We start from the raw sequence: 22,325 nt of genomic DNA, 5'->3' as shown, positions 1-22,325 counted from the left end.
CCTACCAGAGCTGGAAGACGGCATCCGCCAGCAGCAGGATGCCGCAAGTGGCAAGCGCGAGACCCGAGCCGGCGTTGATGAGGCGCAGCCAGCGGCCTCCAAGCTGCGTCCGGTAGCGGCTGACGAGGCTCGCCAGCGCCAGCACCCAAAGACCGCTGCCGGCGATCACCGAGATGGTCAGGATCAGAGCCGCGGCGACATGCCCGCTCGGGTCCTGAAGCTCCTCGATGCCGCTGAAGAGGGCGGCCATCGCGAACAGGGTGGCGACATTCGCCAGTGCCAGCACGAAGCCGGCCGCCGCCGCCCCGGCCTGGCTGAGCCGGGTATCGTTCTTGAGCCCGCCATCGGCATTTGGGCGACGAAGGATGAGGCTCAGGCCGAAGAGCACCAGCAGCACGCCGCCGATGAACTTTGCCGTGTCCTGCTGCCCTTCGATCAGGTCCGATATCGCGCTGATGCCGAACGCCGCGATGGCGGCGTAGAGACCGTCGCCCAAAGTCGCGCCCAGACCACCCGACAAGGCCGGCCAGAAGCCGCCGCGCACGCCGCGATGGATCACCATGATGTTGATGGGCCCTACCGGCGCCGCGACCGCGATGCCGACCGCCAGACCGATTCCGACCAGAGACCAGTCGAGCACGCACACCTCTTAAAAGGCGGAACCGGATCCGCCGCCGGGAGCCTGATAGTTCAGCCGCTCCACGTCATCAACTCGCGATGTCGACGGAAAGCCGCTACCATGCCAACTCCATCCGCTGCTCCGAGGTTCACCATGCGTCTGGTCAAGGCGACGATCGCCCTGCTTCCGCTTGTTCTTCCGGTACCTGCCTTCGCACAGGCCGCAACCGAGCCCGAAGTCCAAACCACGCCGGCTGCGGAAACGGCGGTACGGCCCGAAGTGCTGTACGATCCCGGACTGCTGCCCGAACCTGTACGCCAGATGCGCGAGCGCATCCTTGAGGCGGCATTGTCCGGTGAACCGGAAAAGCTGCGCGTCGCCATCCAGAGCAACGAGATGCCGCCGGCCTTCTCCTTCGTCGAGGAAGGGCAGAGCGACCCCATCGAAGCGCTCAAGGCGGAAACCGGCGACGGATCGGGCGTCGAGCTCATGGCCATTCTCGCCGAGGTGCTGGAAGCCGGCTACGTCCATGTCGACAAGGGCACGCCGCAGGAAATGTATGTCTGGCCGTACTTCGCGCAGTATCCACTGGACGCTTTGACCCCGTCGCAGACCCTCGAACTGTACCGGATCGTGACAGCCTTCGAGGTCAAAGAAATGCGGGAATTCGGCGCCTATAATTTCTACCGGGTCGGCATCGGCCCGGACGGCGTCTGGCACTTCTTCGTCGCCGGCGACTAGGTCTGGGTGCGGTCGCGTCGATCACCGGATTGTACGTGCCGTGCTGTTTACGCTCCCGGGTTTGTCTGCGAACATTACCCGCTGCCAGAAGGAGAAAGAGTTATGCCGAACTCTGCGCGAGCAGTCACTGGCACCGATCCCCTCGTGGAGATCGAAGAACTCCGGGCACTGATCGCCCATCATGAGGAGGAATTGCGCCAGCGCGACCTCCTGATGCGCGAAGTCAATCACCGCGTGGCGAACAGCCTCCAGCTTGCGTCCAGCATGCTGCGCATGCAGGCGCACCAGGAGGAAGACCTGCACACCCGCGAGTCGCTGGAAAAGGCAGGCTTGCGCCTGGGTTCGATCCAGCACGTCCATGGTCGCCTCTATCGCTCCGGCGACATGCGGACCATCGAGTTCTCGCAATATCTGCGCGAACTCAGCAACGACCTGTCATCCTCGATGCTGCAGAACGAGGGCGAGCAGACCTTCACCATCGAGGTCGATTGCGAGCGCATGCGCCTGCCGACCGATCATGTTTCCAAGCTCGGTCTGGTGGTGAACGAGTTCGTCACCAATGCCTTCAAGCACACGCACCGCCTGGGCTCGCCATGCTGCATTAGCATCCATGCTCGCAAACAGCCGGATGAGCGCCTGGTCCTCGAAGTCAGCGACACCGGCGACGGCCTGCCCGAGAATTTCGACATGGCGCGCGTGAAGGGGCTCGGCATGCGCCTCGTCCGTTTCGTCGCCAGCAGCCTCGGTGGCGAAGCCGGGGCGCGGAACGCTGACGGCGGCGGCGCAGTCTTCTGGGTCAACATCTCAGTCGCGCCGCCCCCACCGCCCGCTCACGATTGAGCGGGCGCCAGCCGACCGCTATGCGCGCGGCAGTGTTTCCATGAAGCGGACGGGCGCTCCCTTCGCAGGGTCGTGCAGTTCGCCCTCCCACATGACGCGATGGCCACGCACAACAGTGCCGACCGGCCAGCCGGTCACTTCAACGGCGTCATATGGAGTCCAGCCCGGCTTGGACGCGATCCAGCTGTCGCGGATCGTTTCTCGCCGCTTGAGGTCCACGACCGTGATGTCGGCATCATAGCCGGCCGCGAGGCGGCCCTTGCCGGCGATGTTGAAGATGCGTGCGGGTCCCGCACTCGACAGATCGACAAAGCGCTCCAGGCTAAGCCGGCCCGCGGCGACATGGTCGAGCATCACCGGAACCAAAGTCTGAACGCCCGTCATGCCCGAGGGCGAGTCAGGATAAGGCTTCGCCTTCTCCTCAAGGGTGTGGGGGGCATGATCGGAGCCGAGAACGTCCACCACTCCCTGCTCCAGCCCCCACCATATGCCGGCCCTGTGCTCGGCCGACCGAACCGGCGGGTTCATCTGCAGCTTGGTGCCGAGTGTGGCGTAGAGCTCATCGGTCAGGGTCAGGTGGTGCGGCGTCGTCTCCACCGTAGCCACGTCCTTGTGACCGGCGAGGAAGCGCATCTCCTCGGCGGTGGAGATGTGCAGCACGTGGATGCGCGCACCCGTCTCCCGGGCGATGCGCACCAGCCGCTCGGTGCACATCAGGGCCGCCTCGGCGTCGCGCCAGACAGGATGGCTCGCGGGATCGCCGGGCACGCGCTCGCCCTTGCGTGCATTGAGCCGTCCCTCGTCCTCCGAGTGGAAGGCCGCACGACGGCGGATCACGGAGAGGATGGCCCGAACGCCGGGATCATCATCGACAAGAAGCGAGCCGGTGGACGAGCCCATGAAGACCTTCACGCCGGCGCAGCCCGGCAGACGCTCCAGCTCCGGCAGATCGGCGACGTTGTCATGCGTGCCGCCGATGAAGAAGGCGTGGTCGCAGTGCATGCGGCCCCTGGCGCGGGACAGCTTGTCCTCCAGCGCCTCGGCCGTGATAGTCAGTGGATTGGTGTTCGGCATCTCGAACACAGCCGTCACGCCGCCCATGACCGCCGCGCGCGATCCGCTCTCCAGGTCTTCCTTGTGGGTGGGGCCGGGCTCGCGGAAGTGAACCTGCGTGTCGATGACGCCGGGCAGCAGGTGCAGCCCCGTGCAGTCCACCACCTCGCCGGCGGACGCCGCGCCGAGCTCGCCGATCAGGGCGATGCGGCCGTCACGAACCCCGAGATCGGCCCGGTGAGGACCATCCTGATTGACGATGGTGCCGCCACGGAAAACGGTGTCGAAGGTCTCGGCCATGTCCATCCCTGCCCTTGTGAGCCTGCGGCACCGGGATTACGTTCCGCAGCCTCGCCGCGCAAGCAAAGGTGCTGCCGTGAAAGCCGCAATTCTTACCGATCGTTCGGTCCTGCGCATCCAGGGGCCGGAGGCGCCGCACTTCCTGAACAATCTCGTCACCTCGTCCGTGGGAACGCTTGAGCCGGGAAACGCGCGCTATTCGGCGCTGCTGACTCCGCAGGGCAAGATCATCGCGGACTTCTTCGTCGTCGGACAGGCGGACGGCTTCCTTCTCGACGTCAGGGCGGGACAGGCCGAGGAACTGCGCAAACGCCTGATGCTCTACAAGCTCAGAGCGAAGGTGACGTTAACCATCGAAGACCTTGCTGTCGTTTCGCTTTTTGGAGGCGAAGCCCCTCCCGTATTAACCATGACATTCGCCGATCCCCGCCTGAGCGCCTTGGGGTGGCGGGCGATTATGGCACCCGACGACCTTCATCTTCTTGCTGAACATGAAGTCGAACAGGTGTCGGAAGCGGAGTATCACGCGCACCGCATCGGGCTTGGCGTTCCCGAGGGCGGGAAGGATTTCGCATTTGGCGACGCGTTCCCGCACGAAGCGGACATGGACCAGTTCGGCGGCGTGGACTTCCGCAAGGGCTGCTATATCGGGCAGGAAATCGTCAGCCGCATGCAGCATCGCGGCACGGCGCGCACGCGCATCGTGCCGGTGGCGATCACAGGACCGGCAGAGCCCGGATCGGAGATCACAGCCGGCGAACGCTCTCTGGGCAAGCTGGGCTCGGTCAGCGGAACTCAGGGCCTCGCTACTCTCCGCCTCGACCGGGCCGAGGATGTGCTGAACGCGGGCGAGCCGATCCGCGCGGGTGAAGCCTCGCTGACCCTGCAGCGGCCCTCCTGGGCGCAGTTCCGGTTCCCGGGCGATCCACTGCCGGAAGCCGCGCAGTAGGCTTCAGCCACGCCCCTTGTAGTTCGCCACGCCCTGATCAGGTGCCCATACGCCTTCCGGCAAGGTCCCGTGCTGCCAGAACACATCGATGGGGATGCCACCGCGCGGATACCAGTAACCGCCGATCCTGAACCAGACCGGCTGGATCAGGTCTACGATGCGCTTGCCGATCTCCACCGTGCAGCTCTCATGGAACGAGCCATGATTGCGGAACGAGAACAGGAACAGCTTCAGCGATTTCGATTCCAGCAGGAAGCGATCCGGCACGTAGTCGATGACGAGCGTGGCGAAATCCGGCTGGCCGGTGACCGGGCACAGCGCCGTGAATTCCGGGCAGGTGAACCGCGCAACGTAGTGGGTGCCGGGATGTGCATTGGGCACCCGGTCCAGGACGGCTTCCTCGGGCGATTGCGGAACGCCGCTCACACGGCCGAGCTGAAGGCCTTCACCTGTCATGTCCATCCTCGGAAACGTTCAAACGCAGATTTGGCGCGGGTTGAAACCCTGCCGGATTGCTGCGAATTATCGGCTCACATGCGCGTCACGATCCATGCTTCGCACACGATGAGCCGACAGATCGCGGGCATGCACCACGCCACGCTCGGGCGGGTCAAGCGCGCCGGTCGGGCGGGCGCGCAATCGTGAGTGCGATGCTGTGCCCCGATGGGCGTTGCCGCTGCCATTGGCCGGGAACGGACCCTCTCTACCTCGCCTATCACGACGAGGACTGGGGCGTTCCGGAATATGACGACCGCGCCCTCTTCGAAAAGCTGATCCTCGATGGCTTCCAGGCCGGCCTCTCGTGGATCACCATTTTGCGCAAGCGCGAGAACTTCCGCGCTGCCTTCGACGGTTTCGCGCCTGAGAAGATCGCGGCCTATGACGAGGCGAAGATCGCGGCGCTGATGAATGACGCCGGTATTGTTCGCAACCGCATGAAGATCGAAGGTGCCGTGCTTTCGGCAAGGGCTTGGCTCGACATCATGGACGAGGGCTGCGGCTTTTCCTCGGTGCTGTGGAGCATGGTGGGCGACGCGCCGGTGCAAAACTGCTTCGGCGACCGTTCAGAGGTGCCCACGGAGACCGAGCTGGCGCGGCGGATGTCACGCGAATTGAAACGGCGTGGCGTCAAATTCTGCGGTCCCACCATCGTCTACGCGTTCATGCAGGCCACGGGCATGGTCAACGACCACCTCACGGGCTGCTTCCGCCACGAAGACGTTGCGGCTCTGGCTCGCTGACATGGTCGATGCCCCTCCCCGCGCCTGGCAGCGCATGCTCTCGGGCCGTCGGCTCGACCTGCTCGACCCGTCGCCGCTGGACATCGAGATCGACGACATCGCCCACGGGCTGGCCCGCGTCCCGCGCTGGAACGGGCAGACGCGCGGCGCAAACATCTTCTCCGTCGCGCAGCATTCCGTCTTGGTGGAGCAGATCGCCCGGGCACTGAAGCCGGATCTCTCCGACCGCTGGCGGCTGGCCATCCTGCTCCACGATGCTCCGGAATACGTGGTTTCGGACATCATCAGCCCTTTCAAGGCCGTGCTGGGCTCCTCCTACAAGGATGTCGAACTGCGGCTCATGCGGGCCATCCACATCCGCTTCGGCCTTCCGCCCGATCTGCCGGAGGTGCACCGGAAGGTGCTGAAGCGGGCCGACCAGGCGGCGGCCTATCTGGAAGCGACCCAGCTTGCCGGCTTCGGCCATGATGAGGCCCGGCGCTTCTTCGGCAGGCCCCAAGGCATACCGGCGGATTCCGACATGGAACCTTGGACGGCGGATGTCGCGTCCGCACGTTTCCTGGCCCGCTTTCGCGTCCTCTGCGGCCCCGCCTGCCCCTGATGCCATGTTAGGGTGCATGCCATGAGCGGTGCCGGGACTTCCCTCGAGATCAACCTCACCGCAGCAATCGTCGCGATGGAGGCTGGCGCGCCGTGCGTCCTCGTAACAGAGGCAGCGGCGCCGGAAACCGACGCCGGGCTGCCGTCCGGTCCCTTCGATCCGCGCCAGCACAGGACCTTTGAGATGGGACTGCGCTCCTGGGTACGGGAGCAGACGGCGCTGGATGTCGGTTATGTCGAGCAATTGTACACCTTCGGGGACCGTGGCCGGCACATGCGCGCCGGTGATGCCGGGCCGCACATCGTCTCGGTCGGTTATCTGGCGCTGACGCGGCGAACCGACGCCGCGGGCACGTCCGCAAAGGCCGGCTTCCATCCCTGGTACGATCACTTCCCATGGGAGGACTGGCGCGACGGTCCGCCCGCGCTGCTCGATTACCTGATGCCCCTGCTGAACACCTGGTCCCAGGAGAGCGGCACCTCACCGACGGATCGCCGCGCGCGCTTCCAGCTCGCTTTTGGCCGGGGTGGGGAATGGGATGAGGAGAAGGTGCTCGATCGATACGAACTGATGTACGAGGCCGGCCTTGTGGAAGAGTCCCGCCGCGATGGGCGCAAGGCCGCCTTGGCGCGGCACGACGTCCGGCATCTTGGGCGTTCGATGAGGTTCGACCACCGCCGTATCCTTGCGACTGCCATGGGACGCTTGCGGGCGAAGCTTAAATACCGGCCGGTCGTGTTCGAACTGATGCCGGAGACCTTCACCCTCACGGAGCTGCAGCGCACGGTGGAGGCGATATCGGGACGCCATCTGCACAAGCAGAACTTCCACCGTCTGGTCGAGGCCGGCGAACTGGTGGAGCCGACAGGCGCCAGTTCGACGGAGACCGGCGGCCGTCCCGCTCAATTGTTCCGCTTTCGCCGGGAAGTGGTGGCCGAGCGGCCGGCCGGGCTGCGGCTGGGCACCCGCGCCTGATCCTTTCTGCCGACGTTAGCTTGCACGACATTGTGCACCGCCGCTGATAGGGTCGTGCATCGGCGCAATCCGGAGGCGGGCATTGCTGGCGTGGGATGACTTCAGGCTTGTGAAAGCGGTGGCCGACATGCGCTCGCTCGCCGGGGCTGGAGACCGTCTCGGTGTGAACACGTCCACGGTGTTCCGCCGATTGGGCGCGCTTGAGGGGAGGCTCGGGGCGCGGCTGTTCGACAGGAAGCGCGGCGGCTATACGCTCACGGCGGCTGGCGAGGAAATGGTGGGCCTCGCCACCCGCATGGCCGATGACGTGGTTGCGTTCGAACGGCGCATTGCGGGGCAGGATCTGAAGCCCTCGGGCGACCTGCGCATCACGACCAACGATGCGCTGCTCAACTACACCCTGACACCGATCCTCGCCCGCTTTCGGCAGGCATACCCCCAGATTCGGCTCGACATCGTCAGCAGCAACGAGGCGCTGAACCTCTCCCGGCGAGACGCCGACATCGCCATCCGCGCGACCTCGTCCCCGCCCGAAACCCTCGTCGGCCGGCGCATCGCCGACATCGTGTGGAGCGTCTACGGCCGTGCGGAAGAAGCGCAGGCCGAGACAATCGCCGATTTGCGGGATCGCATGTGGGTGCTGCCGGGCGAGAACCTGACATCGATCCGCATCATGCGCACCATCCGGGACACGGTTCCGGAGGAAAATCAGGTCTATGCGCTGAGCAGCGTTCTTGGATTGGCCGAGGCCATCGAGGCCGGCATCGGGATCGGCCCCCTGCCCTGCTATATCGGCTCACAACTGGGGCTGAAGCGCCTGCTGCCCATCGAGCGCAACATCGAGGCCGGCCTGTGGCTCCTCACCCATCCGGATATCCGCAGCAGTGCCCGGGTGCGGACCTTCCTCGACGTGGTCGGGAGCGATCTGCAGAAGATGCGCGGCCACTTCGAGTGCCGCGAAGACTAAACGCCTTCCTCGGACCAGTTGCGGACACGGTAGAAGATGTGGCTGCCCAGCTTCTCTTCCTTGATCATGTCGCGGATCCAGTGCGGCCGGACATAGGTCGCATGGTAATGGGTGGCGGTGCCGATATCAGGCAGATAAGCCCCGTTCACCAGCACATCTTCCGCGATGTCCTGCGCCAATGCATAAGCTGTGCGATCGAAGATGCGGTCCGGAATTCCATCGCACGCAAAGGAGAACTGGCAAGCGTTGCGCTTGTTCTTGTTCTCGTAGACGACGCCGCACACATCGTTGGGATAATAGGGCGAGCGGGTGCGGTTCATGACCACCTGCGCGACGGCATATTGCCCGCGCTCCGGCTCACCCCGTGCCTCGAAATAGACAGCCTCGGCCAGGCACTTCTTGGACCGCACCAGTTCCTTCTCGTCCAGCCCCAGCATGGTGGCAGCCGAGAGCCGCGTGCTCGGCGCCAGCACCAGAGGAGCCGGAGCGGCGATCGAGGAGGGAAAGGCTTCGTTCGGCGTGATCGACGCGTTAAGGAAGAGCGGCGCCGGCGTCGCGCCGCCAATGGTCGCCCCTCGTCCGGCGCGCACCGCCTCCGGCAGGTCGTGTGCCGGCGGTTCGGATCGGGCGGGCGCGATGGCCGGTTGCGCAAAGGCGAACCTCGATGCGACAGCCTTTGGCAGGTTGTGGCGTTCGGCAATGGCCTTGCCGGCGGCTTCGTCGTGGCCCTCCAGAGGCGCATAAGCCACCACAAACCCGGCCGGCTCGTTCAGCGACGCTGCGGGAAGGCCGAAATCGAAGGCGTCCAGCGCAACAGCCTCGACGGCATGGCGCGGCGGCGCGGCCGTCAGATAGCTGCGCCAGCGGTCGCCTGCGTCGACCTGCGCATTCCCGAGAGCCGCGGCGTCTGCGAACCCTATGATGCTGGGGAACAGCACGGCCGCGCCGAGGGCAAGGCCGAATTTGAGGATCGTGGCGCGACGAGCGGTCATGCGGTCCTTCCGGGCGCGCCGCCTTCGATAGCGGCGCAACAGCAACACCCGGATGGTTATCGCGGCTTAAGGTTAGGAACGGGTTAAGCGGCCTGCTTTGCTCGCAGGGCCGCCTGCGCGGCGGCCAGCCGGGCAATCGGCACCCGGTAGGGAGAACACGACACGTAGGAGAGGCCGATCGACTGGCAGAAGGCGATGGAGGCGGGATCCCCGCCATGTTCGCCGCACAGGCCGAGCTTCAGGTCGGGGCGCGTGCGGCGCCCGCGTTCGGCAGCAATGGCGACCAGCTCTCCCACGCCTTCCACATCGATGGAGGTGAATGGGTCGTTCGGCAGAATGCCCTTCAGGATGTAGGCGCCCAGGAACGTGCCGGCATCGTCGCGTGACATTCCAAAAACCGTCTGCGTCAGGTCGTTGGTGCCGAACGAGAAGAAGTCGGCCGTGCGCGCGATGTCGGCCGCGCAGAGCGCGGCACGCGGCAACTCGATCATGGTGCCGACCTGATAGCCTATCCTCGCGCGCATCTCGGTCTCGACGGCGCCGGCCGTGGCGTCGATGTGCAACTTTACGAGGTCAAGCTCGGTGCGCATGGACACCAGCGGCACCATGATCTCCAGCTTCACGGCCGTGCCCGTCTCCCGCTCCACCATCACGGCAGCCTCGAAGATCGCGCGAGCCTGCATCTCCACGATCTCTGGGTAAGCGATGGCGAGCCGGCACCCGCGGAAGCCGAGCATCGGGTTGAATTCGTCGAGCTCGCTCGCCCGCCGGCGCATCTTCTCAGGCGACATCCCGAGCGCCTGGGCGATCTCGGCCGTGTCTTCGTCCGTTTTCGGCAGGAATTCGTGCAGCGGCGGGTCCAGCAGCCTGATCGTAACCGGCAGGCCGGCCATGATCTTGAAGATCTCGGCAAAATCGCCGCGCTGGACGGACAGCAGGGTGGCGAGCGATGAGCGGCGGTGTTCCTCGGTTTCGGCCAGGATCATTTCGCGCACGGCCCTGATGCGCTGCGCGTCGAAGAACATGTGCTCGGTGCGGCAGAGCCCGATGCCTTCCGCGCCGAGCCTACGCGCAACGGCAACATCGCCCGGCGTGTCGGAATTGGAACGCACGCCCATGGTTCGTGCGTCGTCGGCCCATTCCAGGATGGTCGTGAAGTCCGGCGGCAGTTCCGGTTCCGTCATCGGCGCCACGCCTTCCAGCACCTGGCCCGCAGTGCCGTCTAGGGTGATGATGGCCCCGGCCTTCAGCTCCATGCCGCCGGCGAACATGACGCCCGCACGCTCGTCGACACGGATCTCGCCTGCGCCGGTGACGCAGGGCTTGCCCATGCCGCGCGCCACCACGGCGGCGTGGCTGGTGCGGCCGCCGCGCGCGGTCAGAATGCCGGCCGAGGCGTGCATGCCATGGATGTCTTCCGGGCTGGTCTCCACCCTGACGAGGATGACGCGCAATCCATCGCCTGCCAGCCGCTCGGCTTCGCTAGGCGAGAAGACGATGTGTCCCCAGGCCGCGCCCGGCGAGGCGGGCAGGCCGCGGGCGATGACGCAGCGCTGGAAATCCGGGTCGATGGTGGGGTGGAGCAGTTCGTCGAGCAGCAGCGGAGGGATACTCAGCAGGGCCTCTTCCCGCGAGATCAAGCCTTTCTCGGCACCCGAAACCGCGTGCCGCAGCAGAACCCGTGCCCGGGAGGGAAGCGCCGGTGGCATGCTTCCGCCGGCTCGCCGCCGCAGGCCGTCGCCTTCTTGTGGTTCGCCCGCGCTGTCCACACTGCCCATCCGGAACACCGAACTGTCCATCTGTAGCCGGATCATGACAGGGCGCAGATGAACACACAAAGAACTACGGCCGGCGCAATGAGCACCGGCCGTCGATTTATTCCCGAGAAAGGCGAGCCTTACTGGGCGCCGTTGGCCGGAGCCGCCGGAGCAGCAGGAGCCGGGGCGGCCGGGGTCGCGGGAGCTGCGGGTGCCGGAGCGGTTTCAGCAGGTGCCGTATCGGTGGCTGCACGGCCGGTGTCAGCCGCGCCCTCGGTCGTGGTCGGCGCCGTGTTGCTGGCGGTGTTCGTGTCATTGCCGAAATAGAGGAATGCCAGGACGCCGGCGGCAATGATCAGCGCGCCAACGATGAACCAGGACATGCCACCGCCTTCACGACGGTCGACGACCGTGGAGCTCGCGGTTGCAGGATGCAGCGGGTCCGTGCTGGTGCGGCGGGCCGGATCGTTGGGATCGTTGTAGCTCATTTGGTTTCCCTTTCCTGTAGTCGGGCGTCGGCCACAGCCGCGCCAGTTGGTTTGCTTAACGCCCGAGAAGTCCCGAAAGACCAATGAAGATCAGGTAGATTGCCACGATGTAGTTGAGCAAACGCGGCATGATCAGGATCAACACGCCAGCGAGCAACGCGATAATCGGCTGCAGAGTGACGAAATTGATCTCCAAGTCTTCATTCCTCTTCCGGACCACTGGCGATAAGCGTGCAAATCACGCCTGAGACGTGACGGTCCGGCTGATGAACGTGCCAGCAAGGCGGCAGGTTCCCACGATTCAACGCAAAGAGTGCCGTTAAGTGGAAACCTTGGGAAAGCCTGTGGATCTACCGAAGGGAGGATCGGGAGCCGTCAACCTTCGATGCGCGTGAAGTCCGCGACCGTCCGAGTGGCGGCCCGAAGGCGCGCAAGCAGCTTCAGGCGGTTTGCCCGAAGCAATGGGTCCTCGTGGTTCACCGTGACGCCATCGAAGAAGGCATCGACCGGCCGGCGCACCTGCGCGAAGGCCGCCATCGCTTCGCCGAAGGCTTCGCGCTGCACGGCCTCGCGGGCCACGCTCTCTGCATGGTCGAGCGCCGCATACAGGTCGTTCTCCTCGGCTTGCTGGAACAGGGCCGCGTCGGGAGCACCTTCGAAGGCCCCTTCCCCGTCCCGCTTCTCCTCGGCCTTCAGGATATTGGCCGCACGGCGGAAACCGGCGAGCAGGTTCTTCCCGTCTTCCGTGCCGAGGAAGGCGCCGAGAGCCTCGACGCGGCGGGTGACGAGGACGAGGTCGTCCTGCCCTCCCAGGGCGAAGACGGCGTCTACCAGATCATGACGCGCGCCCTGCTCGCGGAGCTGGACCTTCAGGCGATCCGCGAAGAAGGCCAGAAGATCCGCATTCACCCGCTCCAGCATCGACAGGCGCAGACTGTTATCCAGAACAATCCGGATCACGCCCAGCGCCGCGCGCCTCAACGCATAAGGATCCTTCGATCCGGTTGGCTTCTCGTCGATGGCCCAGAAGCCGACAAGCGTGTCCAGCTTGTCCGCCAGGGCGACGGCAATGGAGACCGGCGCGCTCGGCACGCGGTCCCCCGGCCCTTGGGGCTTGTAGTGCTCCTCGATAGCGGCCGCGACCTCCGGCGGCTCGCCCTGCAGCAGCGCCAGCCTGTGGCCGGCAAGGCCCTGCACTTCCGGGAACTCGCCCACGGTCTCGGTCACGAGATCGGCCTTCGCCAGCCGCGCGGAACGTTCCGCCATGTCGGCATCGGCTCCGACCAGCGGCGCAATCTCGCGCGCCAGGGCAGCTATGCGATCCACGCGCTCGGCCTGTGTTCCCAGCTTCTCGTGGAACACGATGGTCGCGAGCTTTTCCGCCCGCTTGTCCAGCCTCACGCCACGATCGGTGTCCCAGAAGAACTTCGCGTCCGACAACCGGGCGCGCACGACGCGCTGGTTACCGGCCACGACGGCCACACCGCCATCTTTGGCCTCGATGTTCGAGACGAGCACAAACTTGTTGGTCAACGCACCGTTCTTGCGCAGCACAAAGCATTTCTGGTTCACGCGGATCGTGGTGCGGATCACCTCGTCCGGAACGTCCAGAAAGCTCTCGTCGAAAGACCCGATCAGCACAACCGGCCATTCCACGAGCCCGGCCACCTCGTCGAGCAAGGCATCGTCCTCGACAAGGTCCAGCCCCTGCGCGAAGGCTAGGTCGCGCGCGTCGTTCAGAATGATTTCCCGGCGACGGCCAGCATCCAGCACCACCCTCGCCTTCTCGAGCGCCGGCACGTAATCGTCGAAGCGCTTCACCGTGAACTCGCCCGGCGCAAGGAAGCGATGGCCGCGCGTCAAATTGCCGGAGACGATGCCGTCCACCTCGAACGGCACCATTTCCGGGTCCTCGTTGGCGGTGCCGAAGGTGCACAGGATGGATTGCAGAGGCCGCACCCAGCGCAGCGTGCCCGTGCCCCAGCGCATGCTCTTCGGCCAGGGGAAAGAACGGATGATGCCGGGCATGATCTCGGCAATGAGCTCAGCCGCAGGACGACCGGGCTTCTCGGTTACCGCGATGTAGAAGTCGCCCTTCGGATCGTGCTGCACCTTTGCCTGCTCGATCGACGACAGGCCCGCGGCCTTCAGGAAGCCGGCCAGCGCGCCTTCCGGTGCACCGACACGCGGTCCCTTGCGCTCCTCCCGGCGATCGGGCTGACGGCCCGGGAGACCCTGCACGGTCAGAGCGAGGCGGCGCGGTGTGGCGAAGGCCTTGGCGCCCTCATAGGTCAGCCCCGCATCCACCAGCGCATTCGTCACGAGCTTGCGCAGGTCTTCCGCGGCGCGGGCCTGCATGCGGGCGGGGATTTCCTCGGAGAGGAGTTCAAGCAGAAGATCGGGCATGGCCGTTGCCGCTTAGCAAGGCGCGGGTGAAAAGTCACCTGCCGCGCTGTCCGGCAGCGGCGCGGCGAGAGTATTGTCCAGCTGCGGGGTCGGAGCCCAGCGAAGGCTTCGACCAGACGTGCAGACCGTCACGGGCTGCAACGTGGGGTTCACGTTAAATCAGGACTTCGGATCCACAATGATCGATCAAACTGTGGATCGATCATCGAGATGGAAGAACGCCGCACCAATCGAAAGGCCCCGGTCCGCCCCTGGGCGCATCGCAGATCCGTGCTGGACGGCATTATTCTCCTGGCATCGACGACGTGTCTTTTCGCGCTGGCTGCGCACTTCGACTTTGCGGAGCGCCTGGAAGACTTCATTCAGGATCACGAGTCGTGGCAGCTGGACGAGATATTCCTCCTGGCCGGCTTCCTGAGCCTTGCCACGCTGATCTTCGCGTTCCGCCGCATTCAGGATCAGCGGGTTGAAATCCGCCTTCGCAACGAGGCGGAAAGCGCCGCGCGCAACCTTGCTTTGCTTGACCCCCTCACGGGCCTGCCGAACCGCCGCCACCTCGGTGAGGTGCTCGACAACGCCATGCTGCAGGGTCCTGCGGACGGACGATGCCATGCCGTTCTGTTGATCGACCTCAACGGCTTCAAGCGCGTCAATGATGGCTTCGGCCATCCCGCCGGGGATGAGCTGCTCGTTTCTCTTTCCAAGCGCCTTTCGGGCCTGTTCAAAGAAGGCACTTTCCTCGCACGGCTAGGCGGTGATGAGTTCGCGCTGATCGCCTTCGATCTCAGCGGCCTCGATGCCGCTACCGCTGTTGTCCGCAAGGTTGCGATGGCGTTCGAAGAGCCGTTCTTTGCCGCGGGCAGCGAACACATTATCGGGGCCAGCATCGGGATCGCGCTGGCGCCTCAGGACGGCACTTTGGGCGCAGATCTCCTCAGGCGCGCGGATATAGCGCTCTATCGCTCCAAGGAGTCAGGAGGCTCCTCGTCATGCTTCTTCGAGGAGAGCATGGACGACCTCGTGCTGCAGCGCATCACGATGGAGCGGGACCTCAGGCACGCCATCGTCAGCGGCGATGTGCTCTCGCATTACCAGCCCATCGTGAACCTCAAGACTCAGCAGATCGTGGGCTTCGAGGCACTGGCGCGCTGGACGCATCCCACCAAGGGCAACATGCCGCCCGACAGGTTCATTCCCATCGCCGAGGACACCGCGCTTATCCGCGACCTCACGGAAAGCCTGTTGAGGCGCGCCTGCCGCGATGCGCTGGAATGGCCGGATCACATCGTGCTTTCGGTGAACCTGTCCGCCGTCCTGCTGCGGGATCGCACCATGGGTCTCAGGGTTCTCGCCATCCTGGCGGAAACCGGGCTGAACCCAGCACGCCTTGCCATCGAGATCACCGAAAGCTCGCTCGTGAGCGATCTTGAACTGGCGCAAGTGGTGCTCAGTCGTCTGCGCGACGCAGGCGTGCAGATCGCGCTGGACGATTTCGGCACCGGCTACTCAAGCATCTACCACTTGCGCAACTTCCGCTTCGACAAGATCAAGATCGACAGGAGCTATGTCGATGCCCTGGGGGGCGAGGATCCGGAGAACGACGCCATCGTGCGGGCGATGCTGGGGCTGGGCCAGGGGCTCGGCCTCACCATCATCGCCGAGGGCGTCGAGAACGCGGAGCAGCGCGACTGCCTGATCCGGAAAGGCTGCGAGCAGGGACAAGGCTTCCTTTTCGGGAAAGCCCTTTCGGCCAAGGATGTGGCAACGCTGCTTGCCGACGCCGATCCCCTGCGGAAAATCGCGTCGCTCTAGGCCGCCAGTACGCCGCCGCCGGCGGTCTTCAGCCAGGCCGCGCCGCAAGCTTTCGCCAGCTCGCGCACGCGCAGGATGTAGCTCTGGCGTTCCGTCACGGAGATCACGCCGCGCGCGTCCAGCAGGTTGAAGACGTGGCTGGCCTTGATGCACTGGTCGTAGGCCGGCATCACCATCAGGTGCCGCTCACCCTCGCCCTTCGCCAGCAAAGAGCGGCATTCCGCTTCCGCGTCTCGGAAGTGGCGAAACAGCATTTCAGTGTCGGCATGTTCGAAATTGTGCCGGGAGTACTCCTCCTCAGCCTGCTTGAACACATCGCCATAGGTGACGCGGTTCTCGCCCTCGCCGCCATTGAAGTTGAGGTCGAAGCCATTGTCGACGCCCTGAAGGTACATGGCCAGCCGCTCGAGCCCGTAGGTCAGTTCGCCTGCCACGGGATTGCACTCGATGCCGGCGACCTGCTGGAAATAGGTGAACTGCGACACCTCCATGCCGTCGCACCAGCACTCCCAGCCCAGCCCCCAGGCGCCGAGGGTCGGGCTTTCCCAGTCGTCCTCGACGAAGCGGATGTCGTGCAGCGCCGAATCGATGCCGATGGCTTTGAGGGACTCCAGGTAGAGCTCCTGCAGGTTCGGCGGGTTCGGCTTCAGGATCACCTGGAACTGGTAATAGTGCTGGAAGCGGTTGGGATTTTCGCCATAGCGGCCATCCTTGGGGCGGCGCGAGGGCTGCACATACGCGGCGTTCCAGCGCTTCGGCCCCAGAGCGCGAAGAGTGGTGGCGGGATGGAAGGTGCCGGCTCCAACCTCCATGTCGTAGGGCTGCAGGATCACGCAGCCGCGTTCCGCCCAGAAGGTCTGCAGCGTGAGGATCAGCCCCTGGAAGGAGCGGGTCGGGCTCAGCGGCCCCTGAAGGTTCTCGGACATGGATCTGCTGCGGCTGACGAAAGGTGCGGCACCCTAGACACCGCTCCACCATGGGGCAAGCACACCCTCTAGTGCGGGCGCCATTCTCCAGTCGCGGGATCACGCCGCAGCACGGGATGCGCGCGGTCATCCTCCGGAGGCCGCACCGCATCGAGTTCGGCATTGATCCGGCGCCATTCCTTGCGCGCCCAGCGGGCTCCATAAACGGACAAGGCAGCCAATGCGGCAAGTGGGATCAGGGGCGGCATGTATACCTCTCTCTTAGCCGGATCATGCGGGTCAAACCCCGCCCCCGCAAGGCGTTCCGCTGGGTGAATGCCCGATGAACGGCCAGATCAGAACGAGTTCAGACGCTGCGCGTTACAAAGCGATCATGGACGCGATCCCAAAGGGGGAGCGTCAAAGGAGGAATGGCTATGTTCCGCAAGCTTGCTCTTGTTTTCGGAGCCATCATGGCTCTTGGCTTTGGCGTCGCCTCGGCCCCGGCCCCCGCCGCGGCTCAGGTCGGTTTCGGCATCCATGTCGGGCCGGGATATGGGTACGGATACGGTCCGCCCCGCCGCTACTATCGCGACGAGTACCGTCCGCGCCGCTACTACGCTCCGCCGCCGCGCCGTCATTGCGAGCGTGTCGTGGTTCGCAAGCGGGTCTATGGCGAATGGCGCCGCGTGGTCGAGCGCCGCTGCTATCCGCGCCGCTACCGGTATTGATCATGTCTAAGGGGCGCTCCGGCGCCCCTTCTTCTTATATCTGCATGCCGGCGCCGCGATGGAGGGCCTCGGCTTCCTCGCTGAAGCGCCCTTCCCCACCCTGCAACATCAGGGGCGGCAGAACGCGAAGCGGTGCCTTGCTCCCCTTGATGCCGGCCAGAAGCACCCGGACTGCTGGCCGGCCTGGATCGGGATGCACGAAGCGCAGCCACACGCCACCGAACCGCCGGGCTGTCGCCTGCAATATCTCGTCCAGAGCGTCAGGACGATGAATCAATGTCAGCGTTCCGCCGGGCTTCAGCACGCCGGCCGCGCTGCGGCACCACAGGTCGAGAAGTCCGACTTCGGCCATGCGTGCACGCGCCGTCGCGGGGTCGGGCGAACGGCGGCCATGAGGGTCGTGGAATGGTGGGTTCATCAAGACGTGATCGGCCCTATCCGGCGGCACGACTCCATCGGCAACGAGACGGCCGACATCGGAGGTGAGAACCCGCACTCGTTCCGCCATGCCGTTGCGCTCGGCATTGCTGCGTGCCAGTTCGGCGAGGTCAGGCGCGATCTCGACCAACGTCGCGCAAGTTCCGCCAACCCGCTCCAGAACCGCGAGACCTGCAGTGCCTACTCCGGCACCGAAATCCAGCACGTGCTCGCCATCCCCTGCCGGCACGGCGGACGCCAGCAGAACGGCATCACTGCCCGCGCGATGGCCGCGTGCCGGCTGCAGCAGCCTGAGCCTCCCGCCAAGCACCGCATCGTCCGTCAGGTCGCCCATCTCGCTCATGCCGGGCGCAGTTCGTGCCGCAGCCCGTGTTCGGACAGGATGCGCCGCGCCCTGTCATGGTCCTCGTCGCCCACGAGCAGGCGCCGGGGAATGGCTCCGATCGAACCGTCCAGCACGCTCATATTCGTGTCGAGGAGAACATGCTCCACGCCTTCGCCCTCCAGCAGCGAGCAGGCGAAGGAGATGAGCACCATGTCGTTGGCCCGCAGCAGTTCCTTCATTACCGGCCTTCCTCATATGGGGTGCGAGGGCCCAATCAAGCCTTGCCCGCAGCGCGTTGCGATGCATATGGTCCGCAGCACTTGCGCCAGGGAAGGATCATCGTGGGAGTTGTGATACCGGTGGAAGAGCCGCGCCACGATGGCGGTTCTGAGCTTGAGGCACTTTCGGCGCTTGTCGCATCCGATCTCAGCCTTGTTAATTCCTTGATCCTGTCCCGCACAGGCTCCGACGTGCAGATGATTCCCGAGGTGGCGAACCATCTGATCGAATCCGGAGGCAAAAGGCTACGCCCGCTGCTCACGCTCGCGGCGGCGAAACTCGCGCGCTATCCCGGCGACGGCCATATCCGCCTGGCAGCGGCCGTGGAGTTCATGCACACGGCGACGCTGCTCCACGACGATGTGGTGGATGAAAGCGAGATGCGCCGTGGCAAGGCGTCTGCCCGTATGGTCTGGGGAAACCAGGCCAGTGTTCTCGTCGGGGATTTCCTGCTCGGCCAGGCTTTCCGGATGATGGTGGAAGTGGGCTCGCTGCCCGGCCTCGACATCCTGTCCACCGCCGCAACGGTGATCGCCGAAGGCGAGGTTATGCAGCTCGCCGCCGCCAAGAACATCGCCACCACGGAAGACGAATATCTGGCCGTGATCAGCGCCAAGACGGCCGCTTTGTTCGCCGCCGCCTGTGAAGTCGGACCGGCTCTCATGGGAGCGACGGAAGAGCAGGATGCCGCCCGCTCCTACGGCGCCAATCTCGGCATCGCCTTCCAGCTGGTCGATGATGCGCTGGACTATGGCGGGCGCGAAGCCAAGCTCGGCAAGAAGGTCGGCGATGACTTCCGTGAGGGCAAGATCACCCTTCCCGTCATCTTCGCGGTGCGTCGCGGCTCACCCGGCGAGCGCGAGTTCTGGAAGCGCACGCTGGAACAGGGGCATGCTGACGATTCGGCGCTCGAAACGGCGATCGAACTGCTGCAGCGGCATGGCGCAATCGAGGAGACCCTTGCGCGGGCGCGTCATTACGGCGCCACCGCGTGCGAGGCTCTTGACGTCTTCCCGGACAGCCAGGCCAAGCGTGCCTTGCTGGACGTGATCGACTTCGTGACCGCTCGCGCCCACTGAGGCTCGGGTTCAGCGCAGAAGCGTCGGCTTGACCCAGTATCCGGGGTGACGAGCCTTCAGTACGCGGGCGGCGGCCGCAGCCGCATGGCAGTGATCGTACAGCCCGAAGACGGTCGCCCCCGATCCGGACATACGGGAGAAGCGGCATCCCCCCGTCTGCTGCACGGCGAGAAGCGCCGCGCTGATCTCCGGCGAAAGCGAGCGCGCGGCAGGCTCCAGATCGTTGACGTCGCTCTCAAGGACCGACACCAGGCGCCGGAAGTCACCGCCGAAACCTTCTTCCAGCGCCGCCGTCGACGGGCCTGTCGCGCCCGGCTGAAGGGCGAGCGCGCGGAACACGTCGGCCGTAGACAGGTGCACGCCCGGATTGACCAGCACCGCACTCAACGGAGCGAGCCCCACCCCGGCGCTGACACGTTCGCCCCTTCCCCGGAAAATGCGCGAGGTCGGCGTCAGGCAAACCGGGATATCCGACCCCGTCTCGGCAGCCGCTTCGAACACCCGAACATCGTCCAGACGGATGCCGTTTGCCTGCGCGAGCAGGCGCAGCGCCGCAGCGGCGTCGGATGAACCGCCACCCACCCCCGCAGCCACGGGCAAGCGCTTCTTCAGATGGAAGCGCCCCAAGCGCAGTTCCGGCACACGCGCCTGCAGCGCGCGCGCGGCCCTGATGACGAGGTTGTCGCTCTCCGGGCCTGCGGCTGCGGCGGTCGGCCCATCCACATCAAGGCCGAACCGGCCTTCAGTGTCGAGCGTCAGCAGATCCGCAGTGCCGGAGAACGCGACAAGGCTCTCCAACTCGTGGAAGCCGTCCAACCGCCTGCCCAGTACGCGCAAGGTGAGATTGATCTTCGCGGGTGCGCGCGCGGTCAGGATCACGCCGGCCATTCCTATCTTGCGTCGGGGCGCGTCTAGTTCTGGCCTTCAGCCGGAGCCGGGCTTTCCGGTGCCGGAGCGGCTGGCGCTGCCTCGGAAGGAGCAGGGGCCGAGACGGCCGGAGCGTCCGCCGGTGCAGCGGGTTCGGCAGGCGTCACCGGATCCACCTTTCGGGCCTCGGCAGCCGGCTTTTCCGGCTCCAGTCCTTCCTTGATCTTCCGCTCTATCGCCGGACGCTTCTCGGGGTCGATGTCGAGCGACAATGCGTGGAGCCATTGGAAGCCCGCTTCAAGCTTGCGGTCCGTCTTCCAGTACACATCGCCGAGATGATCGTTGATCTCCCAGGATTGCGGCTTCTGCTCCACCGCGCGCTCGAGCTCCGCGGTGGCCTCAGCATATTTGCCGAGCTTGAAATAAGCCCAGCCCAGGCTGTCGATGATGTCCCCGTCATTGGGGCGAAGCTCGACGGCCTTCTTGATGAGTTCGAGACCCTGCTCGACGTTCAGTCCCCGGTCCACCCAGGAATAGCCGAGATAGTTCAGCACGGCAGGCTGGTTCGGATCGAGCTCGTTCGCCCTCTTCAGGTCGGCCTCGGCTTTCGGGAACTCCTTTGAGCCGTCATAGGCCACGCCGCGTGCGAAGAAGAGCGGCCAGTCGCTCTTCTTCGGCTCCCCATCGATCAGCGCGATCGCCTTCCCGAACATCTCGGCCGCGCCTGCATAATCCTTCTTGCGGTGCAGCAGGTGCCCAAGGGCGACCACGGCGTTACGGTCGGACGCATCCTTGCCGATCAGGTCGCGGAGCTTGGCTTCCGCCTCGTCCTGCCGCTCGTCCTGCGCAAGGTTGGCCGCGATCTTCAGGCCGGCATCCTCCGAGAAGCCGGATTCAGGCGGCAGCTTCTCGTAGAGGCTGATGGCGGTCTGGTGCTGGCCGATATTCTCCTGCACATCGGCAAGGGTCAGCAGCGCCAGTTCATGGCTGGGCGCGAGGTACAGCGCGAGGTTCAGGTAGATCAGGGCCAGTTCGGCCGCATCGCGGTTCGCCAGTTGGCCGAACGTGAACAGCGCTTCCGCGACACCTTGCGCCGGCCCGTCAGCCGCCAGGGGCAGCTGGCCGCCGTCTTCCAGCGTCTTGATGCTGGCCTGCAGAAGGGCATTGCGCGGCGTGCGTTCAGCCAGTTCGCGATAGGCTGTCAGGGCCTCCGTGCGCTTGCCGGCCTTTGCGAGCGAGCGGGCATAGGCATCGACCACGATGAACATCGGCTGGTCCACCTTGTAGGCGGCGCCTAGCCGGCGCTGCGCTTCCGTGCCATTGCCGGCCACGTCGGCGATGAGGCCTGCGTGCAGATCACGGAAGAGGTGGGCGAGTTCATTCCCGGAGAGCGCATCGAGCGTCTTGAGCGCACGCGCCGTCTCGCCGGAACCCTGCCAGGACCAGGCCGTCGTGATGATGCCGATCACGTCCGGCACGGGACCACGCGGAGCCTGCCCCAACTGGGTGCGGGCGGTGATGAAGTGCTTGCGGTTGATTGAACGCACAGCCAGCGCAAGTCGAGCCCAGCGATTCGTGGGATCGAGCGCGACCAGCCGCTCGGCCAGAGGGAAGGCACCATCGACATCGCCGCTGGCGATGACGAGCCGCATCGTGCGGTCGAGAAGCTCGGGATCGCGCGGCGTGGTCTTCAGCGTGGCCAGAAGATAAGTGGCCGCCGCGGAGACATCGTTCGCGGAGGCGGCAGCCCGCCCGGCCAGGTAATTTCCAAGGATCGAATTTCCCGCTTCCTGAGCGGGCATGTCGCTCTCGCGGGCGGCAACAGGAGCCACGCCCGCCAGGAGCGCCGCGGTCAAAGCCAGACAATTCAGGATCTTCACCAGCGGCCCTCTGATCGGTTGAGCGGCGTACAGGCGCCAGCGTCGAGCATAAGGCGGCCATTCCGGCTTTTTATCGACCG

The 22,325-nt window shown here is 65.4% G+C and carries 24 protein-coding genes and 1 pseudogene; 10 read left to right on the top strand and 15 right to left on the bottom strand.

Annotation, left to right across the window (positions count from 1 at the left end; genetic code table 11):
* Window position 1: 1 nt before the first annotated feature.
* Window positions 2-640, bottom strand: a complete 639-nt coding sequence (locus SCD90_RS14925; RefSeq protein WP_319845496.1) for a LysE family translocator — start codon at window positions 638-640, stop codon at window positions 2-4.
* A 132-nt stretch (window positions 641-772) separates the two neighbouring features.
* Between SCD90_RS14925 and SCD90_RS14920 the strand changes: the two genes are divergently transcribed.
* Together SCD90_RS14920 and SCD90_RS14915 are read left to right on the top strand one after the other, a co-directional pair.
* Window positions 773-1,360: a hypothetical protein gene (locus SCD90_RS14920; RefSeq protein WP_319845495.1), complete on the top strand. Its 588-nt coding sequence runs from the start codon at window positions 773-775 to the stop codon at window positions 1,358-1,360.
* A gap of 102 nt (window positions 1,361-1,462) precedes the next feature.
* Window positions 1,463-2,200 carry a sensor histidine kinase gene (locus SCD90_RS14915; RefSeq protein WP_319845494.1) on the top strand — a complete coding sequence of 246 codons (738 nt, stop codon included), beginning with the start codon at window positions 1,463-1,465 and terminating at the stop codon, window positions 2,198-2,200.
* A gap of 18 nt (window positions 2,201-2,218) precedes the next feature.
* Here SCD90_RS14915 and SCD90_RS14910 read toward each other — a convergent pair whose 3' ends face one another.
* A complete protein-coding gene (locus tag SCD90_RS14910) occupies window positions 2,219-3,553 on the bottom strand; it encodes a dihydroorotase (protein ID WP_319845493.1) in 1,335 nt (444 codons plus the stop codon).
* Window positions 3,554-3,629: 76 nt separating this feature from the next.
* Between SCD90_RS14910 and ygfZ the strand changes: the two genes are divergently transcribed.
* A complete protein-coding gene (gene ygfZ, locus SCD90_RS14905) occupies window positions 3,630-4,502 on the top strand; it encodes a CAF17-like 4Fe-4S cluster assembly/insertion protein YgfZ (protein ID WP_319845492.1) in 873 nt (290 codons plus the stop codon).
* A 3-nt stretch (window positions 4,503-4,505) separates the two neighbouring features.
* Here the strand turns inward: ygfZ and queF are convergent, their stop codons facing one another.
* Window positions 4,506-4,964: a preQ(1) synthase gene (gene queF / locus SCD90_RS14900; protein ID WP_319845491.1), complete on the bottom strand. Its 459-nt coding sequence runs from the start codon at window positions 4,962-4,964 to the stop codon at window positions 4,506-4,508.
* Window positions 4,965-5,152: 188 nt separating this feature from the next.
* Between queF and SCD90_RS14895 the strand changes: the two genes are divergently transcribed.
* From SCD90_RS14895 to SCD90_RS14880, 4 genes are all read left to right on the top strand, one after another.
* Complete coding sequence (locus SCD90_RS14895) at window positions 5,153-5,743, top strand: DNA-3-methyladenine glycosylase I (protein WP_319845538.1); 591 nt, start codon at window positions 5,153-5,155, stop codon at window positions 5,741-5,743.
* A 1-nt stretch (window position 5,744) separates the two neighbouring features.
* Window positions 5,745-6,344 carry an HD family hydrolase gene (locus tag SCD90_RS14890; protein ID WP_319845490.1) on the top strand — a complete coding sequence of 200 codons (600 nt, stop codon included), beginning with the start codon at window positions 5,745-5,747 and terminating at the stop codon, window positions 6,342-6,344.
* A gap of 21 nt (window positions 6,345-6,365) precedes the next feature.
* A complete protein-coding gene (locus SCD90_RS14885) occupies window positions 6,366-7,319 on the top strand; it encodes an NUDIX hydrolase (protein ID WP_319845489.1) in 954 nt (317 codons plus the stop codon).
* Window positions 7,320-7,401: 82 nt separating this feature from the next.
* The gene (locus SCD90_RS14880; RefSeq protein ID WP_319845488.1) at window positions 7,402-8,286 is read left to right on the top strand and encodes a LysR family transcriptional regulator; all 885 of its coding nucleotides are present in this window, start codon (window positions 7,402-7,404) and stop codon (window positions 8,284-8,286) included.
* Here SCD90_RS14880 and SCD90_RS14875 read toward each other — a convergent pair.
* From SCD90_RS14875 to SCD90_RS14850, 6 genes and pseudogenes are all read right to left on the bottom strand, one after another.
* Window positions 8,283-9,278, bottom strand: coding sequence for a cell wall hydrolase (locus SCD90_RS14875; protein WP_319845487.1), 996 nt, complete (start codon window positions 9,276-9,278; stop codon window positions 8,283-8,285). The two genes, SCD90_RS14880 and SCD90_RS14875, sit on opposite strands and share 4 nt — an antisense overlap.
* A gap of 83 nt (window positions 9,279-9,361) precedes the next feature.
* A pseudogene (locus SCD90_RS14870) lies at window positions 9,362-10,963 on the bottom strand (putative PEP-binding protein); the annotation flags it as partial.
* A 212-nt stretch (window positions 10,964-11,175) separates the two neighbouring features.
* Window positions 11,176-11,523 (bottom strand): hypothetical protein, encoded by a 348-nt coding sequence (locus SCD90_RS14865; protein ID WP_319845486.1) that lies wholly within the window; start codon window positions 11,521-11,523, stop codon window positions 11,176-11,178.
* A gap of 55 nt (window positions 11,524-11,578) precedes the next feature.
* Entirely contained in the window at window positions 11,579-11,719 is a 141-nt protein-coding gene (locus SCD90_RS14860; RefSeq protein WP_319845485.1) for a DUF3096 domain-containing protein, read from the bottom strand.
* A gap of 179 nt (window positions 11,720-11,898) precedes the next feature.
* The gene (glyS, locus tag SCD90_RS14855; RefSeq protein WP_319845484.1) at window positions 11,899-13,929 is read right to left on the bottom strand and encodes a glycine--tRNA ligase subunit beta; all 2,031 of its coding nucleotides are present in this window, start codon (window positions 13,927-13,929) and stop codon (window positions 11,899-11,901) included.
* A gap of 186 nt (window positions 13,930-14,115) precedes the next feature.
* Entirely contained in the window at window positions 14,116-14,598 is a 483-nt protein-coding gene (locus tag SCD90_RS14850) for a hypothetical protein (protein WP_319845541.1), read from the bottom strand.
* Here SCD90_RS14850 and SCD90_RS14845 point away from each other — a divergent pair.
* Complete coding sequence (locus SCD90_RS14845) at window positions 14,494-15,741, top strand: putative bifunctional diguanylate cyclase/phosphodiesterase (protein WP_319845537.1); 1,248 nt, start codon at window positions 14,494-14,496, stop codon at window positions 15,739-15,741. The two genes, SCD90_RS14850 and SCD90_RS14845, sit on opposite strands and share 105 nt — an antisense overlap.
* On the opposite strand, the gene SCD90_RS14840 is transcribed toward SCD90_RS14845, so the two are convergent.
* Window positions 15,738-16,667 carry a glycine--tRNA ligase subunit alpha gene (locus SCD90_RS14840; RefSeq protein ID WP_319845483.1) on the bottom strand — a complete coding sequence of 310 codons (930 nt, stop codon included), beginning with the start codon at window positions 16,665-16,667 and terminating at the stop codon, window positions 15,738-15,740. The two genes, SCD90_RS14845 and SCD90_RS14840, sit on opposite strands and share 4 nt — an antisense overlap.
* A 68-nt stretch (window positions 16,668-16,735) precedes the next feature.
* Window positions 16,736-16,915, bottom strand: a complete 180-nt coding sequence (locus SCD90_RS14835; protein ID WP_319845482.1) for a hypothetical protein — start codon at window positions 16,913-16,915, stop codon at window positions 16,736-16,738.
* A 168-nt stretch (window positions 16,916-17,083) separates the two neighbouring features.
* Between SCD90_RS14835 and SCD90_RS14830 the strand changes: the two genes are divergently transcribed.
* Window positions 17,084-17,377 (top strand): hypothetical protein, encoded by a 294-nt coding sequence (locus tag SCD90_RS14830; RefSeq protein ID WP_319845481.1) that lies wholly within the window; start codon window positions 17,084-17,086, stop codon window positions 17,375-17,377.
* 34 nt (window positions 17,378-17,411) lie between these two features.
* Here the strand turns inward: SCD90_RS14830 and SCD90_RS14825 are convergent, their stop codons facing one another.
* Window positions 17,412-18,158, bottom strand: coding sequence for a tRNA1(Val) (adenine(37)-N6)-methyltransferase (locus tag SCD90_RS14825; RefSeq protein ID WP_319845480.1), 747 nt, complete (start codon window positions 18,156-18,158; stop codon window positions 17,412-17,414).
* Window positions 18,155-18,379 (bottom strand): putative signal transducing protein, encoded by a 225-nt coding sequence (locus tag SCD90_RS14820; protein WP_319845479.1) that lies wholly within the window; start codon window positions 18,377-18,379, stop codon window positions 18,155-18,157. Before SCD90_RS14820 ends, SCD90_RS14825 begins: the two co-directional genes overlap by 4 nt.
* Window positions 18,380-18,481: 102 nt before the next feature.
* Here SCD90_RS14820 and SCD90_RS14815 point away from each other — a divergent pair, with 102 nt between their 5' ends.
* Window positions 18,482-19,498, top strand: coding sequence for a polyprenyl synthetase family protein (locus SCD90_RS14815; protein ID WP_319845478.1), 1,017 nt, complete (start codon window positions 18,482-18,484; stop codon window positions 19,496-19,498).
* A gap of 9 nt (window positions 19,499-19,507) precedes the next feature.
* Here SCD90_RS14815 and SCD90_RS14810 read toward each other — a convergent pair whose 3' ends face one another.
* Complete coding sequence (locus SCD90_RS14810) at window positions 19,508-20,386, bottom strand: 4-(cytidine 5'-diphospho)-2-C-methyl-D-erythritol kinase (RefSeq protein ID WP_319845477.1); 879 nt, start codon at window positions 20,384-20,386, stop codon at window positions 19,508-19,510.
* Window positions 20,387-20,409: 23 nt separating this feature from the next.
* Entirely contained in the window at window positions 20,410-22,245 is a 1,836-nt protein-coding gene (locus SCD90_RS14805; protein WP_319845476.1) for a tetratricopeptide repeat protein, read from the bottom strand.
* Window positions 22,246-22,325 lie beyond the last annotated feature (80 nt).

The sequence above is a fragment of the Terrihabitans rhizophilus genome (assembly GCF_033898525.1).
Taxonomy (GTDB): Bacteria; Pseudomonadota; Alphaproteobacteria; order Rhizobiales; family Methylopilaceae; genus Flaviflagellibacter; species Flaviflagellibacter rhizophilus.
This window is presented reverse-complemented; position numbering and strand designations above follow the sequence as displayed.

Bases quoted from the DNA above. Each gene is read 5' to 3' on its own strand.
- SCD90_RS14920 (WP_319845495.1), top strand. From the start codon at position 773: ATGCGTCTGGTCAAGGCGACGATCGCCCTGCTTCCGCTTGTTCTTCCG.
- SCD90_RS14915 (WP_319845494.1), top strand. From the start codon at position 1,463: ATGCCGAACTCTGCGCGAGCAGTCACTGGCACCGATCCCCTCGTGGAG.
- SCD90_RS14910 (WP_319845493.1), bottom strand. From the start codon at position 3,553: ATGGCCGAGACCTTCGACACCGTTTTCCGTGGCGGCACCATCGTCAAT.
- queF (WP_319845491.1), bottom strand. From the start codon at position 4,964: ATGGACATGACAGGTGAAGGCCTTCAGCTCGGCCGTGTGAGCGGCGTT.
- SCD90_RS14895 (WP_319845538.1), top strand. From the start codon at position 5,153: ATGCTGTGCCCCGATGGGCGTTGCCGCTGCCATTGGCCGGGAACGGAC.
- SCD90_RS14890 (WP_319845490.1), top strand. From the start codon at position 5,745: ATGGTCGATGCCCCTCCCCGCGCCTGGCAGCGCATGCTCTCGGGCCGT.
- SCD90_RS14885 (WP_319845489.1), top strand. From the start codon at position 6,366: ATGAGCGGTGCCGGGACTTCCCTCGAGATCAACCTCACCGCAGCAATC.
- SCD90_RS14875 (WP_319845487.1), bottom strand. From the start codon at position 9,278: ATGACCGCTCGTCGCGCCACGATCCTCAAATTCGGCCTTGCCCTCGGC.
- SCD90_RS14865 (WP_319845486.1), bottom strand. From the start codon at position 11,523: ATGAGCTACAACGATCCCAACGATCCGGCCCGCCGCACCAGCACGGAC.
- glyS (WP_319845484.1), bottom strand. From the start codon at position 13,929: ATGCCCGATCTTCTGCTTGAACTCCTCTCCGAGGAAATCCCCGCCCGC.
- SCD90_RS14850 (WP_319845541.1), bottom strand. From the start codon at position 14,598: ATGGCCGAAGCCATCATTGACGCGCTTGAAGCCGTTGAGGTCGATCAA.
- SCD90_RS14840 (WP_319845483.1), bottom strand. From the start codon at position 16,667: ATGTCCGAGAACCTTCAGGGGCCGCTGAGCCCGACCCGCTCCTTCCAG.
- SCD90_RS14835 (WP_319845482.1), bottom strand. From the start codon at position 16,915: ATGCCGCCCCTGATCCCACTTGCCGCATTGGCTGCCTTGTCCGTTTAT.
- SCD90_RS14830 (WP_319845481.1), top strand. From the start codon at position 17,084: ATGTTCCGCAAGCTTGCTCTTGTTTTCGGAGCCATCATGGCTCTTGGC.
- SCD90_RS14825 (WP_319845480.1), bottom strand. From the start codon at position 18,158: ATGAGCGAGATGGGCGACCTGACGGACGATGCGGTGCTTGGCGGGAGG.
- SCD90_RS14820 (WP_319845479.1), bottom strand. From the start codon at position 18,379: ATGAAGGAACTGCTGCGGGCCAACGACATGGTGCTCATCTCCTTCGCC.
- SCD90_RS14810 (WP_319845477.1), bottom strand. From the start codon at position 20,386: ATGGCCGGCGTGATCCTGACCGCGCGCGCACCCGCGAAGATCAATCTC.